Below are 21294 nucleotides of genomic sequence, written 5' to 3' on the forward strand. Positions count from 1 at the left end.
GAACTAGAGATGTATCTGGAATTCTTCGGTCTGCACAGACACCCGTTTCGCATCACTCCAGAAGACGATTTCATTTACATGAGCCAGCAGCACTCACGGGCTTATGTCTACATGTCCTCTGCCATATGGAGTTCTGAAGGTTTTGTGGTGATCAGCGGGGAGATCGGCTCCGGTAAGACGACCTTGCTCAAGAAGACTATCCGCAACCTTGAGGGCGACTTAAAACTCCTTAATATTTCCTACACAAACCTCGAATCAAAAGATTTGTTTGGTCTTATCCTGCGCAAGGCCGGCATGAAGATCGAGGATGACAGCAAAGTCGCGATGCTGTTCCAGATCACAGAGTACCTTGAGGGCATGGCTGCGGCTGGCACCCCGGTTGTTCTGACCATTGATGAAGCTCAAAACCTGAGCCGGGAAAATCTCGAAGACATCCGGATGTTGACCGGCATGGAGAGCATGGGGGGGCCTTCCATGCGTGTGATCCTCCTCGGCCAGCCCGAGCTTAAAAAGGCGGTCAGCGACATCCCTCAGTTGTCACAGAGAGTAAAGCTTTTCTTCCACTTGGAAGGGCTGACCGCTGCTGAGACCGCCGAATATATCGATTACCGCCTTCTTGTCTCCGGACATGGCGGGAACAAGCTGTTTGACGACGATACCGTCCGTGAAATTCACAAGCTCAGCAAGGGCATACCGCGCCTGATCAACAAACTTTGTGACGGCATGATGATGTGCGCCTATTCAGAAGACCGGCCGTTCATCGATCCATTCGATCTGAAAGGCATTCGGCGGGATTTGTTGGGTGAAGATACATCTACAGAAGCGCCACGCAGACAGGCCACCAGACGACAATCGGGTGGCGACGCAAAGGAAAGAAGACCGCAAAACAACCCGGCGATGCCATCAAATGATGCCCTATCGCGTATTGCGACAGCACTGGAACGTATTGACTCCCGCCTGGAGCAACTGACGTCAAGGTCTACCGAAGAGTCGCGAGAACCCGCCAGACATCCGGACAATGTGAAACCACTGTCGCCAAATCGGAAATAAATTTCCGACATAAGGTCCAGCTACAAATTCTAAATCAATCCCGGCACTGACGGAGAGGGCATGCCTGATATATGGGGCGTGGCGGCGCGGCCCCGGGTTGTCACCCGGCACCTGATGTTTCTCAATCAGGCTGATCAATACATACAAAGCGCGCCATCGCTCGATTTGAATCAAGGCCCTCGATTAAGGGCCTTTTCATTGCCTGCTCAAATCACGAATAGCTCCATAAACTGATTTACCGGAGTTATTTCCAGTTGATTCTGATCCGTGCATAACCAGCCGATCTTATGGCATTGCTGTGCCGGAAAGCGGGTGGCAAGATTGTCACGAAACTTTTCCTCCAGCAGCGGAAGACCATCCGCCCTGCGACGACGGTGCCCAATCGGGTATTCAACCGCCACCTGTTCAGTACTGCTGCCATCCTTGAAAAATACCTGAATGGCGTTGGCGATGGACCGCTTGTCTCCTTCCAGATATTCCCGGGTGTATCTCTCATCTTCAACCACTTCCATCTTTTCGCGAAGCTGATCGATGATCGGGTTTCCCGCGTGAAAGCTGTCTTCGTAGTGCTCCGCTTTCAAATGTCCAAAAATCAGAGGAACGGCAATCATGTATTGCAGGCAATGGTCCCGGTCGGCCGCATTGGCCAGATCGCCCTTCTTTGAAATTATGCGAATAGCAGATTCGTGGGTGGTGATAACAATCCGGTCAATCTCGTCCAGCCGGTCTTTCACTTGCGGGTGCAGACTAACCGCGGCTTCGGCTGCGGTCTGGGCGTGAAACTCGGCCGGGAAGGAAATCTTGAACAGGATGTTCTCCATCACATATGAGCCAAACTCCTGTGGTAAAGAAAACTGACGCTTGTCTTCAGGCTTCAGTTTTTGGTCTTTGTTGGTTTTGCTGAACAATACGTCGTAGAAGCCCCACTGCGGCGCAGTTAAGGCGCTGGGGATGCCCATCTCGCCGCGCATGGCGATATCGGCAAGCCTCACGGCTCGCGATGTGGCATCGCCTGCGGCCCAGGATTTTCTGGAGCCTGCATTGGGCGCGTGGCGGTAGGTTCTGAGCGACTGGCCATCTACCCAGGCGTGGGACAATGCAGAGAGCATCTGCTCGCGATTGGCACCCATCAATTTTGCCGAAACCGCCGTAGACGCGACTTTTACCAGTACCACGTGATCAAGCCCTACCCGGTTGAAGGAGTTCTCGAGTGCCAAAACGCCCTGGATTTCGTGGGCCATGATCATGGCTTCCAGAACACTATGCATGGTTAGAGGCTCTTTGCCTTCGGCAACCTGTTTTTGCGAGAGGTGGTCTGCAACGGCCAGTATGGCGCCAAGGTTGTCAGATGGATGGCCCCACTCTGCCGCTAGCCAGGTGTCGTTGTAGTCCAGCCAGCGAACAATGCAACCAATATCCCAGGCGGCCTTGACTGGATCAAGCCGGAAGGAAGTTCCGGGCACACGGGCACCATGGGGAACCATCGTGCCCTCAACGATTGGGCCGAGATGTTTTGTGCATTCGGGAAAGCGCAAAGCCAGAAGACCACAACCAAGGGTGTCCATCAGGCAGAAGCGAGCGGTTTTCCAGGCTTCTTCGCTCGTTATTTCATAGGTCAGAACGTAATCCGCGATCTTTTGCAGGATTTCGTCATAGTCTGGGCGTTCGTTGAGATCGAATGTTGCTGACATAGTGGGAACCTCCTTGCCCCCACTATAGATTCCGTCAGAAGCTATCGCCAGGCCCCCTAACCCAACCTTCCATCAAAACCCGCGCACTGCGGCTCATAATGGCTTTGGTTGCGGTCCACTGACCATTCACTTCCTTCGCTTCTGCTCCAACACGCAACGTGCCGGAGGGGTGACCAAAGGTCACATGGGTTCTGTCGCCACCACCTGCCGCAAGGTTTACGAGGGTTCCGGGAACGGCCGATGCTGTGGCAATGGCCACCGCCGCCGTGCCCATCATGGCGTGGTGGAGCTTGCCCATGGACAGCGCGCGAACCAGTACATCCACGTCCCCTGCCCCAATGCTTTTGCCGCTTGACGATACGTAATCAAACGGTTTCGCCACGAAGGCCACTTTCGGGGTGTGCTGGCGATTGGCGGCTTCTTCGATGTTCTGGATCAGTCCCATTTTTACAGCGGAAATCACCGCAATAGATCGTCGATATCGACCTTAAGAGCCTTCGCAAGCGCTCCAAGTACCTGTGTAGAACCCATTTTGGCTCCGGCTTCAATTTGAGACACGTACGATTTTCCTATCCCAGCTTCGTTGCCCAGTGATTCCTGAGTGAAGCCTCGATACTCTCTCCAAATTTTAAGCGGATGCTCATCACCTGACAGGAGGCGCGTCGCGACCGATCCAGGAATCGCCTCATCCTCTCCGGTTGAAAGGGCCGCGAGAGCTGCATCGGCGTCTTGAATGTCACGCGCATCCTGAGCCATCTCCAGCAATTCCTGATACTCTGCGTAAGGAATCACCGCATATTCAGGTTTGCCTGATTTTTCAATAATCTGAACGCTCATTTGTAAACATCTCCTCTCGCACCAACTTTCAAAACCAATAAAACCAGCTGGCCATCATCAATACTGCAAATTGCCCTGTAACCGCCCTGACGGAGTCGCCAATAAGGCCTTCCCTTAAGGGGCTTCCAGTCTCCGTTGTAGCTTTCAGGATCCCGGGCGATCGATTCAAGTTCCGACATGATCTTTTGGGCTATGGGCCTCGGAATCTTTCGAAGCGCCTTAAGCGCAGATTTTTTGAATTTTATGGAATACATGGGGGGGAGTTTACTAATTAGTTTTCTGTTAGTAAACCTTAGAGGTAGGCCGCGCTATTCTTGAGGAGAGACGAACTCTGAACATCTACCCACCAAGACAAAGCCGGGAATACCCCGGCCTATACTTGGGAATCTTACACAATCATTGTTAAAACGAGTCGCCAGGCACCCTCACCCAACCTTCCATCAAAACCCGCGCACTGCGGCTCATAATGGCTTTGGTTGCAGTCCACTGACCATCCACTGCCTTCGCTTCAGCTCCCACGCGCAACGTGCCGGAGGGGTGACCAAAGGTTACATGGGTACGGTCGCGACCACCTGCAGCCAGATTCACCAGGGTTCCGGGAACGGCCGATGCCGTGGCAATAGCCACCGCCGCCGTGCCCATCATGGCGTGATGGAGCTTACCCATGGACAGAGCGCGAACCAGGACATCCACGTCCCCTGCCCGGATGTTTTTGCCGCTTGAGGATACGTAATCAGAGGGCTTTGCGACGAAGGCCACTTTCGGGGTGTGCTGGCGATTGGCGGCTTCTTCGATGTTCTGGATCAGCCCCATTTTTACCGCGCCGTGGGCCCGAATGGTTTCGAACCTTGCCAGGGCTTTGGGATCGGAGTTGATGTCGTCCTGCAGCTCGGTGCCTTTGTATCCAATGTCCTCCGCGTTCACGAAGATGGTGGGGATGCCGGCGTTGATCATGGTGGCTTTCAGGGTGCCTTCGCCAGGCACTTCCAGGTCGTCCACCAGGTTGCCGGTCGGGAACATGGAACCCTCGCCGTCGGCCGGGTCCATGAACTCCACCTGCACTTCTGCAGCCGGGAAGGTCACGCCATCGAGCTCGAAATCGCCGGTTTCCTGAACCTCGCCGTTGGTAATGGGTACGTGGGCGATGATGGTCTTTTTGATGTTGGCCTGCCAGATGCGGACGGTGCAGGTGCCGTTCTCCGGAACCCGGTCTTTGGCCACAAAGCCGCTGTTGATGGCGAAAGCACCGACGGCGGCGGTGAGGTTGCCGCAGTTACCGCTCCAGTCCACAAAGGGCTTGTCGATGGAGACCTGGCCGAACAGGTAATCCACATCGTGATCCGGCTGGGTGGGCTCCGCCAGGATCACGGTTTTGCTGGTGCTGGAGGTGGCGCCGCCCATACCGTCAACCTGCTTCTGGTAGGGGTCGGGGCTGCCGATGACTCGCAGCAGGAGTTTGTCCCGGGCTTCGCCCGGGCTCTGGCAGGCGTCCGGCAGATCCTTCAGCCGGAAGAACACGCCTTTGCTGGTTCCGCCACGCATATACGTGGCGGGGATTTTGATCTGAGGCTTGTGTGTCATGCTGCACCTTCCGATTGCAGGAAATCTTCCGCAAACCGCTGCAACACACCACCTGCGCTGTAGATAGACACTTCCTCAGCGGTATCCAGGCGGCAGACAACCGGAATGCGCTCGGTGCTGCCGTTCTTGCGATGGATGACCAGCGTGAGCTCAGCGCGGGGTGCCGGTGTGCCCTCCACGTCGTAGGTTTCGGTGCCGTCGATGCCAAGGGTCTTGCGGGTTGTGCCTTCCTCGAACTGCAGGGGCATCACGCCCATGCCGATCAGGTTGGTGCGGTGAATCCGCTCGAAGCCTTCGGCCACGATGGCTTCTACGCCTGCCAGTGCCACGCCCTTGGCGGCCCAGTCACGGGAGGAGCCCTGGCCGTAGTCGGCACCGGCGATGATGATCAGCGGCTGCTTGCGCTCCATGTAGGTTTCGATGGCTTCCCACATGCGGACCACTTTGCCCTCCGGCTCGATGCGGGCCAGGGAGCCCTGCTTCACGTTGCCGCTTTCATCCCGGACCATTTCGTTGAACAGTTTAGGGTTGGCAAACGTAGCGCGCTGGGCTGTCAGGTGATCACCACGGTGGGTGGCGTAGGAGTTAAAGTCTTCCTCCGGCACGCCCATCTTGTGCAGGTACTCACCAGCGGCACTGTTCATCATGATCGCGTTTGAGGGCGACAGGTGGTCGGTGGTGATGTTGTCCGGCAACACCGCCAGCGGACGCATGCCCTTGAGGGTTTTCTCACCTACCATGCCACCTTCCCAGTAAGGCGGGCGACGGATGTAGGTGCTCTGGGGGCGCCACTCGTACAGCGGGTTGGTGTTGGCCTGGGCATCCCGGGTGATGTCGAACATCGGGATGTAGGTGCTGCGGAATTGTTCTGGCTTCACGCTGGATTTCACGATGGCATCGATTTCCGCATCGTCCGGCCAGATGTCCTTCAGAGTGACGGGGTTGCCGTCTTTATCGTAGCCCAGGGCATCTTTTTCGATGTCGAACCGGATGGTGCCTGCGATCGCATAGGCAACCACCAGCGGCGGCGACGCCAGGAACGCCTGCTTGGCATAGGGGTGAATCCGGCCGTCGAAGTTCCGGTTACCGGAGAGCACGGCGGTGGAGAACAGATCGCGATCCATGATTTCCTGCGCGATCTTCGGATCCAGGGCGCCACTCATGCCGTTACAGGTGGTGCAGGCGAAGGCCACCACGCCAAAGCCGAGTTGTTCCAGCTCCGGCAGGAGCTTGGCTTCTTCCAGGTACATCTTCACGGTCTTGGAACCCGGCGCCAGCGAAGTCTTCACCCAAGGCTTGCGGGTCAGGCCCAGCTTGTTGGCGTTGCGGGCGATCAGGCCCGCAGCCACCATGTTGCGGGGGTTACTGGTGTTGGTACAGCTGGTGATAGCGGCGATGATACACGCGCCATCCGGCATCTTGCCTTCTTCCTGCTCCCATTCACCGGCAATGCCGCGTTCTGCCAACTCGGATGTGGGCAGGTGCGCGTGGGGGTTGGAGGGGCCAGCCAAGGTACGGGTCACCTTGGACAGGTCGAACTTCAGCACACGCTCGTATTCCGCGTTTTTCATGCTGTCAGCCCAGAGACCTGTCTCTTTGGCGTATTTCTCCACCAGGGCGACCTGATCGTCTTCACGACCGGTCAGTTTCAGGTAATCGATAGTCTGGCCGTCGATGTAGAACATCGCTGCGGTGGCGCCATACTCCGGAGTCATGTTGGAGATGGTGGCACGGTCGCCAACGCTAAGGCTGTCTGCGCCCTCGCCATAGAACTCCAGGTAAGCGCCTACCACTTTTTCCTTACGCAGGAATTCGGTGATGGCCAGAACCATATCGGTACTGGTGATACCCGGCTGCAGCTTGCCTGTCAGTTCAACACCAACAATATCCGGCAGGCGCATCATGGAGGCACGGCCCAGCATAACGCTCTCGGCTTCCAGGCCGCCTACACCCACGGAGATTACGCCCAGGGCATCCACCATCGGGGTGTGGCTGTCAGTGCCAACACAGGTATCCGGGAAGGCGACTCCATCGCGGTTCTGAACCACCGGAGACATCTTCTCCAGGTTGATCTGGTGCATGATGCCGTTGCCGGGAGGGATCACATCCACGTTCTTGAACGCGGTCTTGGTCCAGTTGATGAAGTGGAACCGGTCGTCGTTGCGGCGGTCTTCAATCTCTCGGTTCTTCTCGAACGCGTCTTTCTCAAAACCCGCGTGCTCAACGGCCAGGGAGTGATCCACGATCAGCTGGGTCGGAACCACCGGGTTGACCTTGGCGGGATCACCGCCCTTCTCGGCGATGGCGTCACGCAGACCCGCCAGATCCACCAGGGCAGTCTGGCCCAGGATGTCGTGGCATACCACGCGGGCCGGGTACCAGGGGAAATCCAGGTCGCGCTTGCGCTCGATCAGCTGTTTGAGGGAATCCGTCAGCACCTCGGGATCACAGCGGCGAACGAGTTGTTCCGCAAGGATCTTGGAGGTGTACGGGAGTTTGTCATACGCGCCGGCCTGGATGTCTTCCACGGCCTGGCGAGTATCGAAATAGTCCAGGTCGGTACCTGGCAGACTCTTGCGGTATTCAGTGTTCATGGCCGCTCCTCAATCGGAACCCACTTGGCATCCGCCGGGCCGGTGTAATCGGCGCTTGGGCGAATGATGCGGTTGTTCTCACGCTGTTCTTTCACGTGGGCGGTCCAGCCGGATACCCGGGACATCACGAAGATTGGGGTGAACAATTCGGTTGGAATGCCCATGAAGTGGTAGGCGGATGCGTGGAAGAAGTCGGCGTTACAGAAGAGCTTCTTCTCGCGCCACATAACAGCTTCGCAGCGCTCGGATACCGGGTACAGCACGGTATCACCCACTTCCTCAGCCAGCTTCTTGGACCACTGCTTGATGATGGCGTTGCGCGGGTCGGACTCTTTGTAGATCGCGTGGCCGAAGCCCATGATCTTTTCCTTGCGCTCCAGCATGCCCATCAGGCCCTCTTCGGCCTCTTCCGGGGTCTTGAACTTCTGGATCAGGGCCATGGCGGCTTCGTTGGCGCCGCCGTGCAGAGGTCCACGCAGCGAACCGATGGCACCGGTCACACAGCTGTGAATATCAGACAGCGTGGAGGCACACACGCGGGCGGTGAAGGTGGAGGCGTTGAATTCGTGCTCGGCGTACAGGATCAGCGAAACGTTCATGACGCGCTCGTGGAGCTCGCTGGGTTTCTTGCCGTGCAGCAGCTCCAGGAAATGGCCACCGATGGAGTCCACGTCGCTCTCGGTTTCGATACGAACGCCTTCGTGGGCGAAGCGGTACCAGTAGGTGATGATAGAAGGGAACACCGCCAGCATGCGGTCGATCTTGTCGTCCTGCTCGCTAAAGTCTTCTTCGGTTTCCAGGTTGCCCAGCATGGAGCAGCCGGTACGCATCACGTCCATCGGGTGCGCGTCTTTGGGGATCTGCTCAAGCACGGTTTTCAGGGCAGCCGGCAGACCGCGCAGGCTCTGGAGTTTTTTGGTGTAGGCATCCAGCTCCTGACGGTTCGGCAGTTTGCCGCGCAGCAGCAGGTAAGCGATTTCTTCGAACTGGGCTTTTTCAGCCAGATCGGCAATGTCGTAGCCGCGGTAGGTCAGGCCGGCGCCGCTTTTGCCCACTGTACACAGGGCGGTTTCGCCAGCTACCTGGCCACGGAGGCCTGCGCCACCTAGTTTTTTTGCTTCAGCCATTGTTGTCTCCCATCGTTATCTTGTTTGGGGTGTCGGATTACCCCTTGGGCCAATCCTGAATATTTGTGACTCCCCTCTCCCCGTGCGGGAGAGGGGCCGGGGGAGAGGGGAAGCTTCCGATTCTGCGGAGTGCTTCTCTACCCCCTCTCCCTGGCCCTCTCCCGCTAGGGGAGAGGGGATAAATGCTGTTAGCCTTTGCTCTGCTGGAACAGCTGGTCCAGCTTTTGCTCGAAATCGTGATAGTTCAGGAAATCGTAAAGTTCCATCCGGGTCTGCATCAGATCAACCACGTCTTTCTGGTCGCCCTTCTCCAGAATGTTCTGGTAAACAGTCAGGGCGGCCTTGTTCATGGCGCGGAAGGCGCTGAGTGGGTACAGAACCATGTCGGCGCCGGCTTCGGCCAGTTCCTTGCGGTTGTACAAGGGTGTGGCACCAAACTCGGTGATGTTGGCCAGGATGGGCACGTCCAGGGCTTCCGAGAAGGCCTTGTAGTGCTCAAGCTCCGTGACCGCTTCAGCGAAGATGCCGTCTGCGCCGGCTTCGATGCAGGCCTTGGCGCGCTCGATGGCGGCTTCGAGACCTTCTTTCTGGAAGGCGTCGGTGCGGGCCATGATGAAGAAGTCTTCGTCTTCGCGGGCATCGACGGCGGCTTTGATGCGGTCGACCATCTCTTCCTGGGACACGATTTCCTTGTTCGGGCGATGACCACAGCGCTTCTGGGCAACCTGGTCCTCAATGTGGACAGCTGCAGCACCGGCACGTTCCATCTCGCGGATGGTGCGGGCGATGTTGAAGGCGCCACCCCAGCCGGTATCAATGTCCACCAGCAGCGGTACATCGGTAGCTGCGGTGATACGGCGAACGTCCTCGACCACGTCGTTCATGGTGGTCATGCCCAGATCTGGCAGGCCGTAGGAGGCGTTGGCGACGCCGCCGCCTGACAGGTAGATGGCCTGGTGGCCGACTTTGTCGGCCATCATGGCGGCATAGGCGTTGATGGTGCCGACAATCTGCAGGGGCTGGTTTTCTTTGAGCGCCTTGCGGAAACGGGCGCCGGGGCTGAGTTTCTTGGACATGGTGTTGGCCTCTTTCGTTAAATGGAGATGTCGCCTTCCTGGATCTTTTTCTCGATGTTCTGTCTTGCTGCGTTGATATGGCGTTTCATCAGAAATTCGGCGAGTTCGCCGTCGCGCTGGGCGATGGCTTCGACGATACGACGGTGTTCACCGAGAGCCCGCTGGGGGCGACCGGTGGAGGTGCTGAGACGGTAACGGTACATCCGTACCATGTAATAAAGATCACCCAACAGCATCTGGGCAAGTTTGGTGTTGCGGCTGCCGGTGGCGATTCTGTGGTGAAAGTCGTAATCCCCTTCGGCCTGGTAATAGGCCTGGCCCTGGGCTTCGTCGATCATGCGTTCGTGGGTATCGAGGGTCGCCTGAAGATCGGCAATTTCCTGATCGGTCATACGCTCGGCTGCCTGGCGGGCGGCCAGACCTTCCATGACTTCGCGTATGCGGTAGAGCTCCATCAGCTCGGAGGCGCTGACTGAAACCACCTTGACGCCGGCATGGGGGCGGCGCACCAGAAGGCCACGAGACTCAAGGCGGCCCAGTGCTTCCCGGAGCGGGCCGCGGGTGAGATCGAACCGGGAACACAGTTCCAGTTCGCCGATTTTTTCGCCCGGGGCCAGTTCGCCTTTCACGATCGCCGTTTGCAGACAATCGAAAGCCTCGTCGGCGCGGGTGTAGGTAGGAGACAGTAACTCAGACATAGTTTGTCAACAAAACCCAGGTTATTTTGAGCAAAGCTACGCCCGGGCGGTCATATTGTCAACAATATTGGCTAAATTGAGCTGCAGATTGTTTACAATAGGTAGAGCCAATCAGTAGATCTGGCGTTCGGCGACCGGTGGCGGAGTGTACTGATATAGCCAGGTCTCCGTCAGCGGCTCGCCACCCAGCCTGAGGTACAGGCGAATATTGACAGGTTCAGTGGAATCATCTGGCACGAGGTCAAACATGGCCCGGTAGCCATTGATTGCAGACAATGGTCTTGCGGAAGTGATTTCGACGTCTCCGCGGCTCACGCTTATGACCGTCTCTACCCCTGCATCCTTGGCGAGCATTTGAAGCGCGCCGCCGGCGAAATCAACTGCAAAGCGCCAAGAGAAATAGGTGCGCTCCTGACCCACAACACCGCCCAGCCCGGTCCTGGTTGCCTGCACAGTGGCTAATTCATATGGTTGCAACGGAGCTTGCTCGCCCCAGTGCAGGCGGTAGCTGTAGAGGTATTCCCGGCCTGGCAACAGAGGTTCCTGCGGGCGCCAGAAGGCGACGATGTTGTCGAAGGTTTCATCCACGGTAGGGATTTCCACCAGATCAACACTGCCCCGCCCCCAGTCTCCCCGGGGCTCCACCCAGAGGCTGGGCCGGCGATCGTAAAACACGCCATCATCCTGGTAGTGGTCGAAATCCCTGTCCCGCTGGAGCAGGCCAAAGCCGACGGGATTGTTGTCCTGAAAAGTGTTGAACCGGAGATTGACGGGATTCACCAGCGGCCGCCACAACCACTCGCCGTTGCCGTTGCGAATTGCGAGGCCGTCAGAATCGTGTATTTCCGGACGCCAGTCGTAGCCCATGCGATCATCATTTTCGCCCACCTGGTACATGCTGGTCAGCGGTGCAATGCCCGCCCGGGTAATTTCTGTTCTCGGATAGAGTGCCGCATCCACATCCATGACCATGTTGCGCCCCGGGTCGAGCACAAACGAGTAGGCGCCGGTGGTACTGGGGGAATCCAACAGAGCCCATACCCTGAGTTGCTGGCTGCCCGGGGCCGGTTTCTCCAGCCAGAACTCGGAAAACCGGGGAAACTCTTCTTTGCGATCCATGCCGGTATCAATGGCCAGCCCTCTGGCCGAAAGGCCGTACTGCATCTCCGAGCCCACCGCCCGAAAGTAACTGGCGCCCAGGAAGGCGGCCAGGTCCAGGGCGAAATTGTTGTGGTAGTGAATCCGAAAACCGGCGTAGCCCAGGTCTTCTGGCAAATCGCCCAGGGGCTGATCGCCGTTGTACCGGAACAGATCCTGTCGATACGCCAGTTCCGTTGCCTCGCCATCAATGACTTCATGGATTTTTACGGGTTGCTGGAAATACAGCCCAAGGTGGAAGAGCTGAATCTGGAAAGCAGTGTCGTCGGCGCGCCAGAGCGCCCGGTCGGGCCTGAAGGCGATGGCCTGGTAGTCATCCCAGGAAATGGATTTCAGTGATTGGGGCAATTCGTCTTTATGGGAGACATACGCCTCAGCGGCCAATGCCCGGGCCCGACCTTTGAGCCAGGCGTAGCTGAAGGCACGGGGACTGCTTCCAGATACTGGTTGGAGGCCGGTACCCATCGCAAGGGGCGACAGTGGTAACGCGCCGGCACTTACCAGTGCTCCCAGCCCCTTGATCAGCGTTCGTCTGTCCATTGTTCTCGCCCCTCCTGTACCGGGCCATAGATTGCCATAGAGAAGATCACGTGGACTATGTACGAACAATAAAAGGTAGAGAGCCTATTCGGTTAAGGAACCCACGCTGCCGAAAGCGCACCAAATGAGTGCAGGCAGGCAAGGAGGGTCGCACTGAAAGACCTATGGTCAGAGAAATTTTTGGTAATGGTAAACCTGAAGAACCCTCTTCTAAGGGGCCATAGCTCTTTGCTAGAACGTACAATTTCCAACACCGCCCTGCATTTGTCGTTACAACTTGGGTAAACTCGGCACACTTTGTGATAGAACAATTGTTGATTAGCTTACGCAGAGGCGTTGAGCGGCCCACAGGGCGTGAAACCGACCATCAAAGGACGAACGATATGATCAAAAAATGCCTGTTTCCCGTCGCCGGCTACGGCACCCGCTTTCTTCCGGCCACCAAGGCGATGCCCAAGGAGATCCTGCCGGTGGTTAACAAACCCCTGGTTCAGTACGGCGTTGAGGAAGCCTCCGAAGCAGGTATTCACGAATTCGGCTTCGTGACCGGTCGCGGCAAGCGGGCTATCGAGGATCATTTCGATATCAGCTACGAGCTCGAACAACAGATTGCCGGCTCTGGCAAGGAAGAGCTGCTGACCTCCATCCGCGAGCTGATCGACCACAACAGTTTTGCCTTCACCCGGCAGAATGAGATGAAGGGCCTCGGCCACGCCATACTGACTGGTCGCAACCTGGTGGGTGACAACCCGTTTGCGGTCGTGCTGGCGGATGACTTCTGCATTGGCCCCGATGGTGAAGATGGCGTCCTGGCGCAGATGGTGAAGCTCTACAACCAGTTCCGCTGCTCTATTGTGGCCATCGAAGAAGTGCCGGCTGATGAAACCCACAAGTACGGGGTGATCGCCGGTGAATCCATGAAAGATGGCCTCTACCGGATCACAGACATGGTAGAAAAGCCGGCTCCGGAAGATGCGCCCAGCAACCTCGCCATTATCGGCCGCTATATTCTCACGCCGGATATCTTCGAAATTATTGAGAAGACCCCGGCAGGCAAGAACGGTGAAGTCCAGATCACCGATGCCCTTCTCGAGCAGGCGAAAAACGGTTGCGTGCTGGCCTATCAGTTCAAAGGGCGCCGGTTCGATTGCGGCAGCATTGATGGCTTTGTGGAAGCCACCAACTACGTTTACGAGAATATCTACAAGAAAGGCAAGTAAGAAACCCGGGGCGGGATCAGCTCCCCAGGATTTGCAGAATCATTCGCCGGTTTTCCGCACTTGTCCTGCGGAACCGGCGAAGAAGCTCCGCTTCTTCCGTGGTCAACTGGACCTTCTCGAGGACTTGTTCCAGCTCATCCAGCGACTCCAGAAGTTCGTCGCTCTTATCCAGGGCAATACCGGGCAGCTCAAGTTGCCCATGGTCCTCAGGCTTTTCTGGCTCCCAGTGCTGAATGGGTTGCGCATGCTGCATGGCCACTTACCTCGTCATCCAAGCCGGGATACTTGTCCCGATAATGCCCTGCGAAGTGAATCAATCCGGAAATGTAACGTACATATAGCTTTGCACACAATCTGCCTATACTAAAGGAGCCTCTGAATGCCTCCGAAGCACCTCTGAAGAACCCGGAGGGCGTACTCTGAGGACTTCTCATGCTGTGTTGCAGCTCTTGCTAAGGGCTACGGCCATTAGCTGCGAACTGCGCCTTGCATCTGAAGCCCTCAGAGCACGCAGAGGCGCTCCGGAGGCATTCAGAGGCTCCTAGGCAACAACCAAACAGGCTATTTATGGCGGCAAGAACTCTGGATATCGACTCGGCATGGGAGTTGGTGCTTAGCGCAGTTAACCGCAGCAATGTGACACTGCCATTGCCGGGAACCGACAAAGAAGCGGTAAAACTGAACGGCCACGGGGCCTGGCACCTGATGCAGCCGGCCACGGGTGAGGCGAAGGATCTGCTCTCGGTGTTCCTTCCCCTGTGTCGGCCAGTTCCAGAAGATGGCAGCCCCAAAGTCATCGGCCAACTGGGCCAGAGCCTCGACGGACGGATTGCAACAGTGACCGGCCGGTCCCGTTTCATCAATGGCGACGACGGCATTACCCATCTCCATCGGATTCGTGCGGTATCCGATGCGGTTATCGTCGGTGCCGGCACTGCCTCCACCGACAATCCCCGCCTGACCGTGCGTCGCACCAGCGGGCGCAATCCGGTACGAGTGGTCATTGACCGTCATCATCGCGTTCCGGACAGTCATCACCTGTTTACCGATGGCGAAGCTCCCACCCTGCGGTTGGTGGCAGGTACTTACGATAAAGCGGAGAATCCATCGATCGGTTCCGGGGTTACTGAGATTCCCTGTCTCGGGGATGCCGAATCCGAAGATGCCGTCGATCCGAGAGTGATCCTCGAGGTTCTCGCAGACCTGGGGCTGAATAAAGTGGGTATTCGGATTAGCTGGTTGATTTTCTCTTTGGCGTGCAATCACAGATTACACTTTCCCAACGGAAAAACTGGTTGGCGAGGCCTGGAACAAATGCGTAAGGATTGTGGTACTAGAGAATTCATCGCGCATCCTTCTGTCTACCTCGAACGCTCCCTTAGCGCGAATTTGTCCGATGTGCCACTGACTGCTGACAACACTCGTATGGAGTTTTCAACCTAAACCCGGATTCGATGTTCCCGTAAGTACTGGGTGTGGTAACTATGCATCAGGAAATTTAGCGCTTGACCTTCCCACAATAGGAAGGTTTATCTTTCTGGAATATCATCAGGAGATGCTTGTGGAGAAGACGAATGATGCATACTCAAGACAAATTGAATCCGTCGGCTGTGACGGTGACAAGCTTTCCCATCGAAGGTATGAGTTGCGCTTCCTGCGTCGGGCGCGTGGAGGCTGAACTCAAGAAGGTCGAGGGCGTTGACACTGTTACGGTGAACCTGGTGACCGAACGTGCCGATATCCAGTCCGCTTCGCCACTCGACCGCGGATCACTCATCAACGCTATCGAGAAAGCTGGCTATTCGGTGCCAGCTGAGACCACAGAGCTTTCCATCGAAGGTATGACCTGCGCGTCCTGTGTCGGTCGCGTCGAAAAGGCGCTCAAGGCTGTGCCCGGCGTCACCAGTGCCGTTGTCAACCTTGCGACTGAAAGAGCCACGATCCAGGGCAGCGCCGATGCGACCGCCTTGGTGACGGCTATCGAGAACGCGGGATATGATGCCAGGGTAATCGCGGCTGCTACGGGTAGCCGTCGGGGCGAGACCGATGAGCGCACCGAGAAGAAGGACGCGGAACGCCGTGGACTGACACGTGATTTCACGATTGCAGCGGTGTTGACCGTGCCTGTCTTCATTCTGGAGATGGGCTCACACCTCATTCCTGGCATGCACGACCTGATTGCCTCAACGATCGGCATGGAGACGAATTGGTATCTCCAGTTCGTGTTGACAACCATCGTTCTGTTCGTGCCGGGCATCCGCTTTTACCACAAGGGGTTTCCGGCCCTCGGGCGGCTTGCCCCCGACATGAACTCCCTGGTCGCGGTCGGCACCATGGCAGCCTATGGCTATTCGCTCGTGGCGACCTTCGCGCCGGGGCTCCTGCCCGACGGAGCCGTCAACGTCTACTTTGAGGCCGCCGCTGTTATCGTCACTCTCATCCTGCTCGGCCGGTTGCTGGAGGCTCGCGCCAAGGGACGCACCTCCGAGGCGATCAAGCGTCTTGTCGGGCTTCAGGCCAAAATGGCACGGGTGCGTCGGGACGATAAGTCGATCGAACTGCCGATCGACTCCGTCTTGTCGGGAGATATCGTCGAGGTTCGTCCCGGCGATCGCATTCCGGTGGATGGCGAACTCATCGAAGGCGAAAGCTATGTCGATGAATCGATGATCACGGGAGAACCGATCCCCGTCTCCAAGAAGCACGGCAGCGAGGTCGTGGCCGGAACGGTGAACCAGAAAGGCGCATTCGCCATCCGTGCGACGGCTGTCGGCGGCAACACCGTTCTGTCGCAGATCATCCGCATGGTGGAAGAAGCGCAGGGGTCGAAGCTGCCAATCCAGGCGCTGGTCGACAAGGTGACGATGTATTTCGTGCCTGCGGTGTTTGTGGCAGCGATTCTCACCTTCGGGACATGGATGTGGTTCGGCCCGTCGCCCGCGCTCACTTTCGCGCTGGTCAACGCCGTCGCGGTGCTGATCATCGCCTGCCCTTGCGCCATGGGGCTGGCCACACCGACCTCGATCATGGTCGGCACTGGCCGCGGTGCCGAGCTGGGCGTGCTCTTCCGCAAGGGTGAAGCACTCCAGTTGTTGAAAGATGCCAAGGTCGTTGCCGTTGACAAGACGGGCACGTTGACGGAAGGCAAACCGGCTCTCACCGATCTGGAATTGGCCACCGGATTCGAGCACGTAGACGTGTTGGCTCTGGTCGCGGCCATCGAGGCCAAATCCGAACACCCGATCGCCCGTGCGATCGTGAACGCCGCCGCCGCGGAGAACATCTCACTGCCGGACGTGTCGAACTTCGAATCGGTGACGGGTTTTGGCGTGAAGGCTGAGGCCGGTGGCAAGCGGGTCGAGATAGGTGCTGACCGCTACATGAGCGAACTCGGTCACGACGTGGCGGCGTTCTCCAAGGTCGCCAAACGCCTCGGCGACGAGGGTAAGTCTCCGCTCTATGCTGCGATAGAGGGCAAGCTTGCGGCGATTATCGCCGTTGCCGACCCGATCAAGGAAACGACGCCTGCTGCCATCAAGGCCCTGCACGATCTCGGGCTCAAGGTCGCGATGATCACCGGCGACAACGTCCACACGGCCAAGGCCATCGCGGCGCGACTCGGGATCGACGAGGTGGTGGCGGAAGTGCTACCGGACGGCAAGGTCGACGCGGTGCGCCGCCTTAAGGGAGAGCACGGCAAGGTGGCGTTCGTCGGTGATGGCATCAACGACGCTCCCGCTCTGGCCGAAGCGGATGTAGGTCTTGCCATTGGCACAGGTACGGACATTGCCATTGAAGCGGCTGATGTGGTGCTGATGTCGGGTAACCTGCAAGGTGTGCCAAAGGCGATCGCCTTGTCGAAGGCAACCATCGACAACATCCGACAAAATCTGTTCTGGGCGTTTGCCTACAACACGGCTTTGATTCCGGTCGCGGCAGGTGTGCTCTATCCGGCCTACGACATCCTGCTTTCGCCCGTCTTCGCTGCCGGCGCCATGGCACTGTCGTCGGTGTTTGTACTCGGCAATGCACTGAGGTTGCGTCATTTCCGCTCACCCATGGGGACGGACGACAACGACGTGTCGCAGAGACAGGTGGAATTTGCACAAGCGAAATAAGGACAACCGAGCCTGCCACAGTGCAGGCTTGATGTTATCTGGAGAGGCATGGCTATGAATATTGGAAAGGCAGCGGAGGCATCGGGTGTATCGGCGAAGATGATCCGCTACTACGAATCGATCGGCTTGATTCCGGAAGCGTTGCGAACCGAAGCTGGATACAGGGATTACTCGGACAAGGATGTGCAAACCCTGCGCTTCATCCGGCGCGCACGGGATCTCGGGTTTTCGGTGGCGCAGATGAATGAACTGGTTGCGCTCTGGCGCGACCGGGGTCGTGCGAGCGCCGACGTCAAACGTCTTGCGCTTGAGCATGTCGCGGAGCTTGAGCTCAAGGCGCGCGAACTCCAGGAAATGAGCCGTGCACTCAAGCACCTGGCGGAAAACTGCCAGGGCGACGCTCGGCCGGACTGCCCGATTATCAGCGGTCTGGCCGGGGATGGCGTAGTGAAAGGAACGCCTAAGGGTGAGCGAGAACTTAATTCCACGCGCTTCGGGGCTATCGGGATTGAACCCAATTGCACGCAACGTCGCGGGAAAGAGAAGCGCTGACGCGTCTACTTCAGAAGCGGCGTCCTTGCCCTGACCTGAATGATTACCCGGCAAGGTGCTGATTATCGTACCCAGCCTCGCGGATGGCATCACTGATACGCGCCTCATTGACCTGGCTGCGCACGGTGACCTCGGCGTGTTCTATATCTGTAGATACTTCCGCCTGTGGGTCGATACTTTTAATGGCTTTTTCGACGGCGGATGTGCAGTGGCCACAGGTCATGCCGTTAACGTTGAATCGATACATATCGAACTCCTTCACAGAATCAGAGAATTGAGGAACCTGATCGTCCCAGCGACCAATCTAGTCTTTCCAACGCTGGTAAGGTCAACTGCGGAGCCTCAGACTTTGATTTGTCGAGTGCTCTGTGCCGACGGGCTGCCAAATGCACGGCTATTGATAAGACCTGGCCGATGCCGACAGTCTCTCTGTGCAAGGCATGCAAACGCAGCCTTGACCTTCCAACCATTGGAACGATTACCCTTTTGTGAAAAGTCAGCGCAACCGGTGTTCGGTAATCGCACTAAACACAAAGGAGTTAATCGATGTCCACAGAATCCCCTTCTCACTCAGGCAGACCAGAGCGCCCACTCGGTCTGGCCTTGGCATTATTGCTGGATTGATTCTTGGAGGATTTCTGACAGGCCTGCTTGGCTGGCGTTGGGCGTTCTTCATCAATGTACCCATCGGTTTGGCGGTGCTCGCTGGTTCGAGAACACTTGTCGAAGCGGAATTGCACAAGGGACGCCCCGACCTGACGGGAGCGCTTTCCAGCATCATCGGCATGGCAGCACTCGTCTATGGAATTACCCGTGGTGGTGAACATGGCTGGACCGATGGCATTACGCTCATTGCATTCGCCACTACGGCTATCCTGCTGCCGCTGTTCTTGGTTTTACAGTCGCGCAGCAGTGATCCACTTTTGCCGCTCCGCTTGTTCAAGGATCGCAACCGATCCGGTTCGTACCTGGCCATGCTGCTGCTGGGCTTCGGCCCCATGGGCATGATCTATTTGCTGACGCTCTATTTGCAGCACATCCTCAGCTATAGCCCGACCCTGACCGCCATGGCGTTTCTGCCCTTTGGGGTGGGTATCATCATTGGTGCTGTTGTCAGTTCAAAGCTTGTCATGCGCTTTACGCCGCGCGAGGTCTCAGCTCCGGCTGCGCTGGTCGCTAGCGCTGCATTGTTCTGGCTTTCGACCATCGGGCAACAACTCGACTATAGCTGGCACTTCATGCCAGCCGCCTTCCTCACCGCCTTCGGTTTCGTGGGAGCGGTCATTGCGCTGGCATTGACGGCCGTGAAGGGTGTGCAAGCACAGGAGACCGGCATCGCATCGGCGTTGTTCAACGCGTCGCAACAGATTGGTGTTGCGTTGGGGCTGGCTATCCTTTCGAGCATTTCTGTCTCCGTCACGGCCAGTCGGATGCCCGAGGCATTTGCTTCTCTGTATCGCGGTCGGGAAGTCGGCGATGCCGAACTGGTGCAGTCAGCCGGTGATGCGCTGATTCAGGGTTATGGCTTGGGACTTGCGGCGAGCGGGGTTGCTCTTGGCATCGCAGCCATCATCGTGGCCGTACTTGTCAACGCCAGGAAAGGACAGGTTTCCACACTTGGCGATAGTCCCTTGCATTGACCGGTTCTTCTTCCCTTTACGGCGCAGTCTGCCAAACCCGTACTGCGCCACACTGATGATTAATGGGAATCTGTCGCAATAGCTATGGAGCTTCCACCATGAGGAGAACACCGCATGACCGAAATGCCCGACAACATCCTGCACCTGCCTAAGTACCAGGTGCTGGGCTGCAAATCCACCGACGACGAAATGCACTTTCAGGTGGACGTGCCCGCTCCCATTGCCTGCGAGGAATGCGGCGTGCAGGGTGAGTTCGTGCGGTTCGGCAAGCGTGATGTTCCCTATCGTGATCTGCCCATCCACGGCAAGCGGGTCACTCTCTGGGTGGTCCGCCGCCGATACACCTGCCGGGCCTGCAAGACAACATTCAGGCCCCAGCTACCGGAGATGGTGGACGGATTCCGTATGACACTGCGGCTGCATGAGTACGTGGAGAAGGAATCCTTCAACCACCCCTACACCTTTGTGGCGGCACAGACCGGCCTGGACGAGAAGACGGTGCGCGACATCTTCAACGCCCGCGCCGAGTTCCTGGGGCGCTGGCACCGCTTCGAGACGCCCCGCATCCTGGGCATTGACGAGCTATACCTGAACAAGCGCTACCGCTGCATTCTGACCAACATTGAGGAGCGAACCTTGCTCGACCTGCTGGCCACCCGCCGCCAGGACGTGGTGACCAACTACCTGATGAAGCTGAAAGACCGGCAGAAGGTCGAGATCGTCAGCATGGACATGTGGAACCCCTACCGGGCAGCGGTCAAGGCTGTGCTGCCCCAGGCCCGTATCGTGGTCGATAAGTTCCATGTGGTGCGCATGGCCAACGATGCCCTAGAGAGAGTGCGCAAGGGCCTCAGAAAGGAGCTGAAACCGTCCCAGAGCCGGACTCTCAAGGGAGACCGGAAAATCCTGCTGAAACGCGCTCACGAAGTCTCAGACCGGGAGCGCCTCATCATGGAGACCTGGACAGGCGCGTTCCCGCAACTGCTGGCCGCCTACGAGCACAAGGAGCGCTTCTACGGCATCTGGGACGCCACCACACGGCTCCAGGCAGAAGCCGCCCTGGACGAGTGGATAGCCACCATCCCGAAGGGCCAAAAGGAAGTCTGGAGCGATCTGGTCAGGGCAGTGGGAAACTGGCGCGAAGAGACCATGACCTACTTCGAGACGGACATGCCCGTCACCAACGCTTACACGGAGTCCATCAACCGACTGGCCAAGGACAAGAACCGTGAAGGGCGCGGTTACTCCTTCGAGGTGATGCGGGCACGAATGCTCTACACCACGAAGCACAAGAAGAAGGCACCGACTGCGAAGGTCTCTCCTTTCTACAAGAAAACCATCGGTTACGGACTGCCGGACTTCGCAGAGGAACTCAACTACGGAGTCGATCTATCAACCATCTGATAATGGTA

17 protein-coding genes and 2 pseudogenes are annotated in these 21294 nt (G+C 57.5%); 7 read left to right on the plus strand and 12 right to left on the minus strand.

Annotated elements, in window-relative coordinates:
- Positions 1–9: 9 nt before the first annotated feature.
- Positions 10–1050: an AAA family ATPase gene (locus tag AC5JQH_RS00845; RefSeq protein ID WP_493805179.1), complete on the plus strand. Its 1041-nt coding sequence runs from the start codon at positions 10–12 to the stop codon at positions 1048–1050.
- A 206-nt stretch (positions 1051–1256) separates the two neighbouring features.
- Here the strand turns inward: AC5JQH_RS00845 and prpD are convergent, their stop codons facing one another.
- The 10 genes and pseudogenes from prpD to AC5JQH_RS00895 all read right to left on the minus strand — a co-directional run bounded on the left by prpD (position 1257) and on the right by AC5JQH_RS00895 (position 12352).
- A complete protein-coding gene (gene prpD / locus AC5JQH_RS00850) occupies positions 1257–2741 on the minus strand; it encodes a 2-methylcitrate dehydratase (RefSeq protein ID WP_092029731.1) in 1485 nt (494 codons plus the stop codon).
- Positions 2742–2775: 34 nt separating this feature from the next.
- Positions 2776–3201 (minus strand): annotated as a pseudogene (locus AC5JQH_RS00855) (PrpF domain-containing protein); the annotation flags it as partial.
- Complete coding sequence (locus tag AC5JQH_RS00860) at positions 3201–3578, minus strand: helix-turn-helix domain-containing protein (protein WP_092029733.1); 378 nt, start codon at positions 3576–3578, stop codon at positions 3201–3203. The pseudogene AC5JQH_RS00855 and the gene AC5JQH_RS00860, both read right to left, overlap by 1 nt.
- Positions 3575–3832, minus strand: a complete 258-nt coding sequence (locus AC5JQH_RS00865; protein WP_008171934.1) for a type II toxin-antitoxin system RelE family toxin — start codon at positions 3830–3832, stop codon at positions 3575–3577. The genes AC5JQH_RS00860 and AC5JQH_RS00865 overlap by 4 nt, the downstream gene beginning before the upstream one ends.
- Before the next feature lie 148 nt (positions 3833–3980).
- Positions 3981–5159, minus strand: a complete 1179-nt coding sequence (prpF, locus tag AC5JQH_RS00870) for a 2-methylaconitate cis-trans isomerase PrpF (RefSeq protein WP_493805180.1) — start codon at positions 5157–5159, stop codon at positions 3981–3983.
- On the minus strand, positions 5156–7753 hold the full coding sequence (gene acnD / locus AC5JQH_RS00875; RefSeq protein ID WP_493805181.1) for a Fe/S-dependent 2-methylisocitrate dehydratase AcnD: 2598 nt from the start codon (positions 7751–7753) through the stop codon (positions 5156–5158). Before acnD ends, prpF begins: the two co-directional genes overlap by 4 nt.
- Positions 7750–8880 (minus strand): bifunctional 2-methylcitrate synthase/citrate synthase, encoded by a 1131-nt coding sequence (prpC, locus tag AC5JQH_RS00880; protein ID WP_008171942.1) that lies wholly within the window; start codon positions 8878–8880, stop codon positions 7750–7752. The genes acnD and prpC overlap by 4 nt, the downstream gene beginning before the upstream one ends.
- A 188-nt stretch (positions 8881–9068) precedes the next feature.
- Positions 9069–9956 (minus strand): methylisocitrate lyase, encoded by an 888-nt coding sequence (gene prpB / locus AC5JQH_RS00885; protein WP_273157137.1) that lies wholly within the window; start codon positions 9954–9956, stop codon positions 9069–9071.
- Between the two features lie 17 nt (positions 9957–9973).
- On the minus strand, positions 9974–10654 hold the full coding sequence (locus AC5JQH_RS00890; RefSeq protein ID WP_008171945.1) for a GntR family transcriptional regulator: 681 nt from the start codon (positions 10652–10654) through the stop codon (positions 9974–9976).
- Between the two features lie 111 nt (positions 10655–10765).
- Positions 10766–12352 (minus strand): OpgD/OpgG family glucan biosynthesis protein, encoded by a 1587-nt coding sequence (locus AC5JQH_RS00895; protein ID WP_493805182.1) that lies wholly within the window; start codon positions 12350–12352, stop codon positions 10766–10768.
- Positions 12353–12735: 383 nt separating this feature from the next.
- Here AC5JQH_RS00895 and galU point away from each other — a divergent pair, with 383 nt between their 5' ends.
- Positions 12736–13572, plus strand: a complete 837-nt coding sequence (gene galU / locus AC5JQH_RS00900; RefSeq protein WP_104270118.1) for a UTP--glucose-1-phosphate uridylyltransferase GalU — start codon at positions 12736–12738, stop codon at positions 13570–13572.
- Positions 13573–13588: 16 nt separating this feature from the next.
- Here galU and AC5JQH_RS00905 read toward each other — a convergent pair whose 3' ends face one another.
- Positions 13589–13825, minus strand: a complete 237-nt coding sequence (locus AC5JQH_RS00905; protein WP_273017968.1) for a hypothetical protein — start codon at positions 13823–13825, stop codon at positions 13589–13591.
- A 314-nt stretch (positions 13826–14139) separates the two neighbouring features.
- On the opposite strand from AC5JQH_RS00905, the gene AC5JQH_RS00910 reads away from it, so the two are divergent.
- The 3 genes and pseudogenes from AC5JQH_RS00910 to cueR form a co-directional block, all read left to right on the plus strand.
- Entirely contained in the window at positions 14140–15015 is an 876-nt protein-coding gene (locus AC5JQH_RS00910) for a RibD family protein (protein ID WP_493805183.1), read from the plus strand.
- Between the two features lie 131 nt (positions 15016–15146).
- Positions 15147–17690: a heavy metal translocating P-type ATPase gene (locus AC5JQH_RS00915; RefSeq protein WP_203985610.1), complete on the plus strand. Its 2544-nt coding sequence runs from the start codon at positions 15147–15149 to the stop codon at positions 17688–17690.
- 54 nt (positions 17691–17744) lie between these two features.
- Positions 17745–18125, plus strand: a pseudogene (cueR, locus tag AC5JQH_RS00920) (Cu(I)-responsive transcriptional regulator); the annotation flags it as partial.
- Between the two features lie 160 nt (positions 18126–18285).
- Here the strand turns inward: cueR and AC5JQH_RS00925 are convergent.
- Positions 18286–18489, minus strand: coding sequence for a heavy-metal-associated domain-containing protein (locus AC5JQH_RS00925; protein WP_063977589.1), 204 nt, complete (start codon positions 18487–18489; stop codon positions 18286–18288).
- Between the two features lie 241 nt (positions 18490–18730).
- Here AC5JQH_RS00925 and AC5JQH_RS00930 point away from each other — a divergent pair, with 241 nt between their 5' ends.
- Both AC5JQH_RS00930 and AC5JQH_RS00935 read left to right on the plus strand, forming a co-directional pair.
- The gene (locus tag AC5JQH_RS00930) at positions 18731–19882 is read left to right on the plus strand and encodes an MFS transporter (RefSeq protein ID WP_196765160.1); all 1152 of its coding nucleotides are present in this window, start codon (positions 18731–18733) and stop codon (positions 19880–19882) included.
- A 114-nt stretch (positions 19883–19996) separates the two neighbouring features.
- The gene (locus tag AC5JQH_RS00935) at positions 19997–21286 is read left to right on the plus strand and encodes an ISL3-like element ISPpu12 family transposase (protein WP_493805184.1); all 1290 of its coding nucleotides are present in this window, start codon (positions 19997–19999) and stop codon (positions 21284–21286) included.
- Positions 21287–21294 lie beyond the last annotated feature (8 nt).

It is taken from the genome of Marinobacter sp. H13 (genome assembly GCF_059072335.1).

Coding starts and splice junctions, on each gene's coding strand:
- AC5JQH_RS00845 (WP_493805179.1), top strand. CDS start 10: ATGTATCTGGAATTCTTCGGTCTGCACAGACACCCGTTTCGCATCACT.
- prpD (WP_092029731.1), bottom strand. CDS start 2,741: ATGTCAGCAACATTCGATCTCAACGAACGCCCAGACTATGACGAAATC.
- AC5JQH_RS00860 (WP_092029733.1), bottom strand. CDS start 3,578: ATGAGCGTTCAGATTATTGAAAAATCAGGCAAACCTGAATATGCGGTG.
- AC5JQH_RS00865 (WP_008171934.1), bottom strand. CDS start 3,832: ATGTATTCCATAAAATTCAAAAAATCTGCGCTTAAGGCGCTTCGAAAG.
- prpF (WP_493805180.1), bottom strand. CDS start 5,159: ATGACACACAAGCCTCAGATCAAAATCCCCGCCACGTATATGCGTGGC.
- acnD (WP_493805181.1), bottom strand. CDS start 7,753: ATGAACACTGAATACCGCAAGAGTCTGCCAGGTACCGACCTGGACTAT.
- prpC (WP_008171942.1), bottom strand. CDS start 8,880: ATGGCTGAAGCAAAAAAACTAGGTGGCGCAGGCCTCCGTGGCCAGGTA.
- prpB (WP_273157137.1), bottom strand. CDS start 9,956: ATGTCCAAGAAACTCAGCCCCGGCGCCCGTTTCCGCAAGGCGCTCAAA.
- AC5JQH_RS00890 (WP_008171945.1), bottom strand. CDS start 10,654: ATGTCTGAGTTACTGTCTCCTACCTACACCCGCGCCGACGAGGCTTTC.
- AC5JQH_RS00895 (WP_493805182.1), bottom strand. CDS start 12,352: ATGGACAGACGAACGCTGATCAAGGGGCTGGGAGCACTGGTAAGTGCC.
- galU (WP_104270118.1), top strand. CDS start 12,736: ATGATCAAAAAATGCCTGTTTCCCGTCGCCGGCTACGGCACCCGCTTT.
- AC5JQH_RS00905 (WP_273017968.1), bottom strand. CDS start 13,825: ATGCAGCATGCGCAACCCATTCAGCACTGGGAGCCAGAAAAGCCTGAG.
- AC5JQH_RS00910 (WP_493805183.1), top strand. CDS start 14,140: ATGGCGGCAAGAACTCTGGATATCGACTCGGCATGGGAGTTGGTGCTT.
- AC5JQH_RS00915 (WP_203985610.1), top strand. CDS start 15,147: ATGATGCATACTCAAGACAAATTGAATCCGTCGGCTGTGACGGTGACA.
- AC5JQH_RS00925 (WP_063977589.1), bottom strand. CDS start 18,489: ATGTATCGATTCAACGTTAACGGCATGACCTGTGGCCACTGCACATCC.
- AC5JQH_RS00935 (WP_493805184.1), top strand. CDS start 19,997: ATGACCGAAATGCCCGACAACATCCTGCACCTGCCTAAGTACCAGGTG.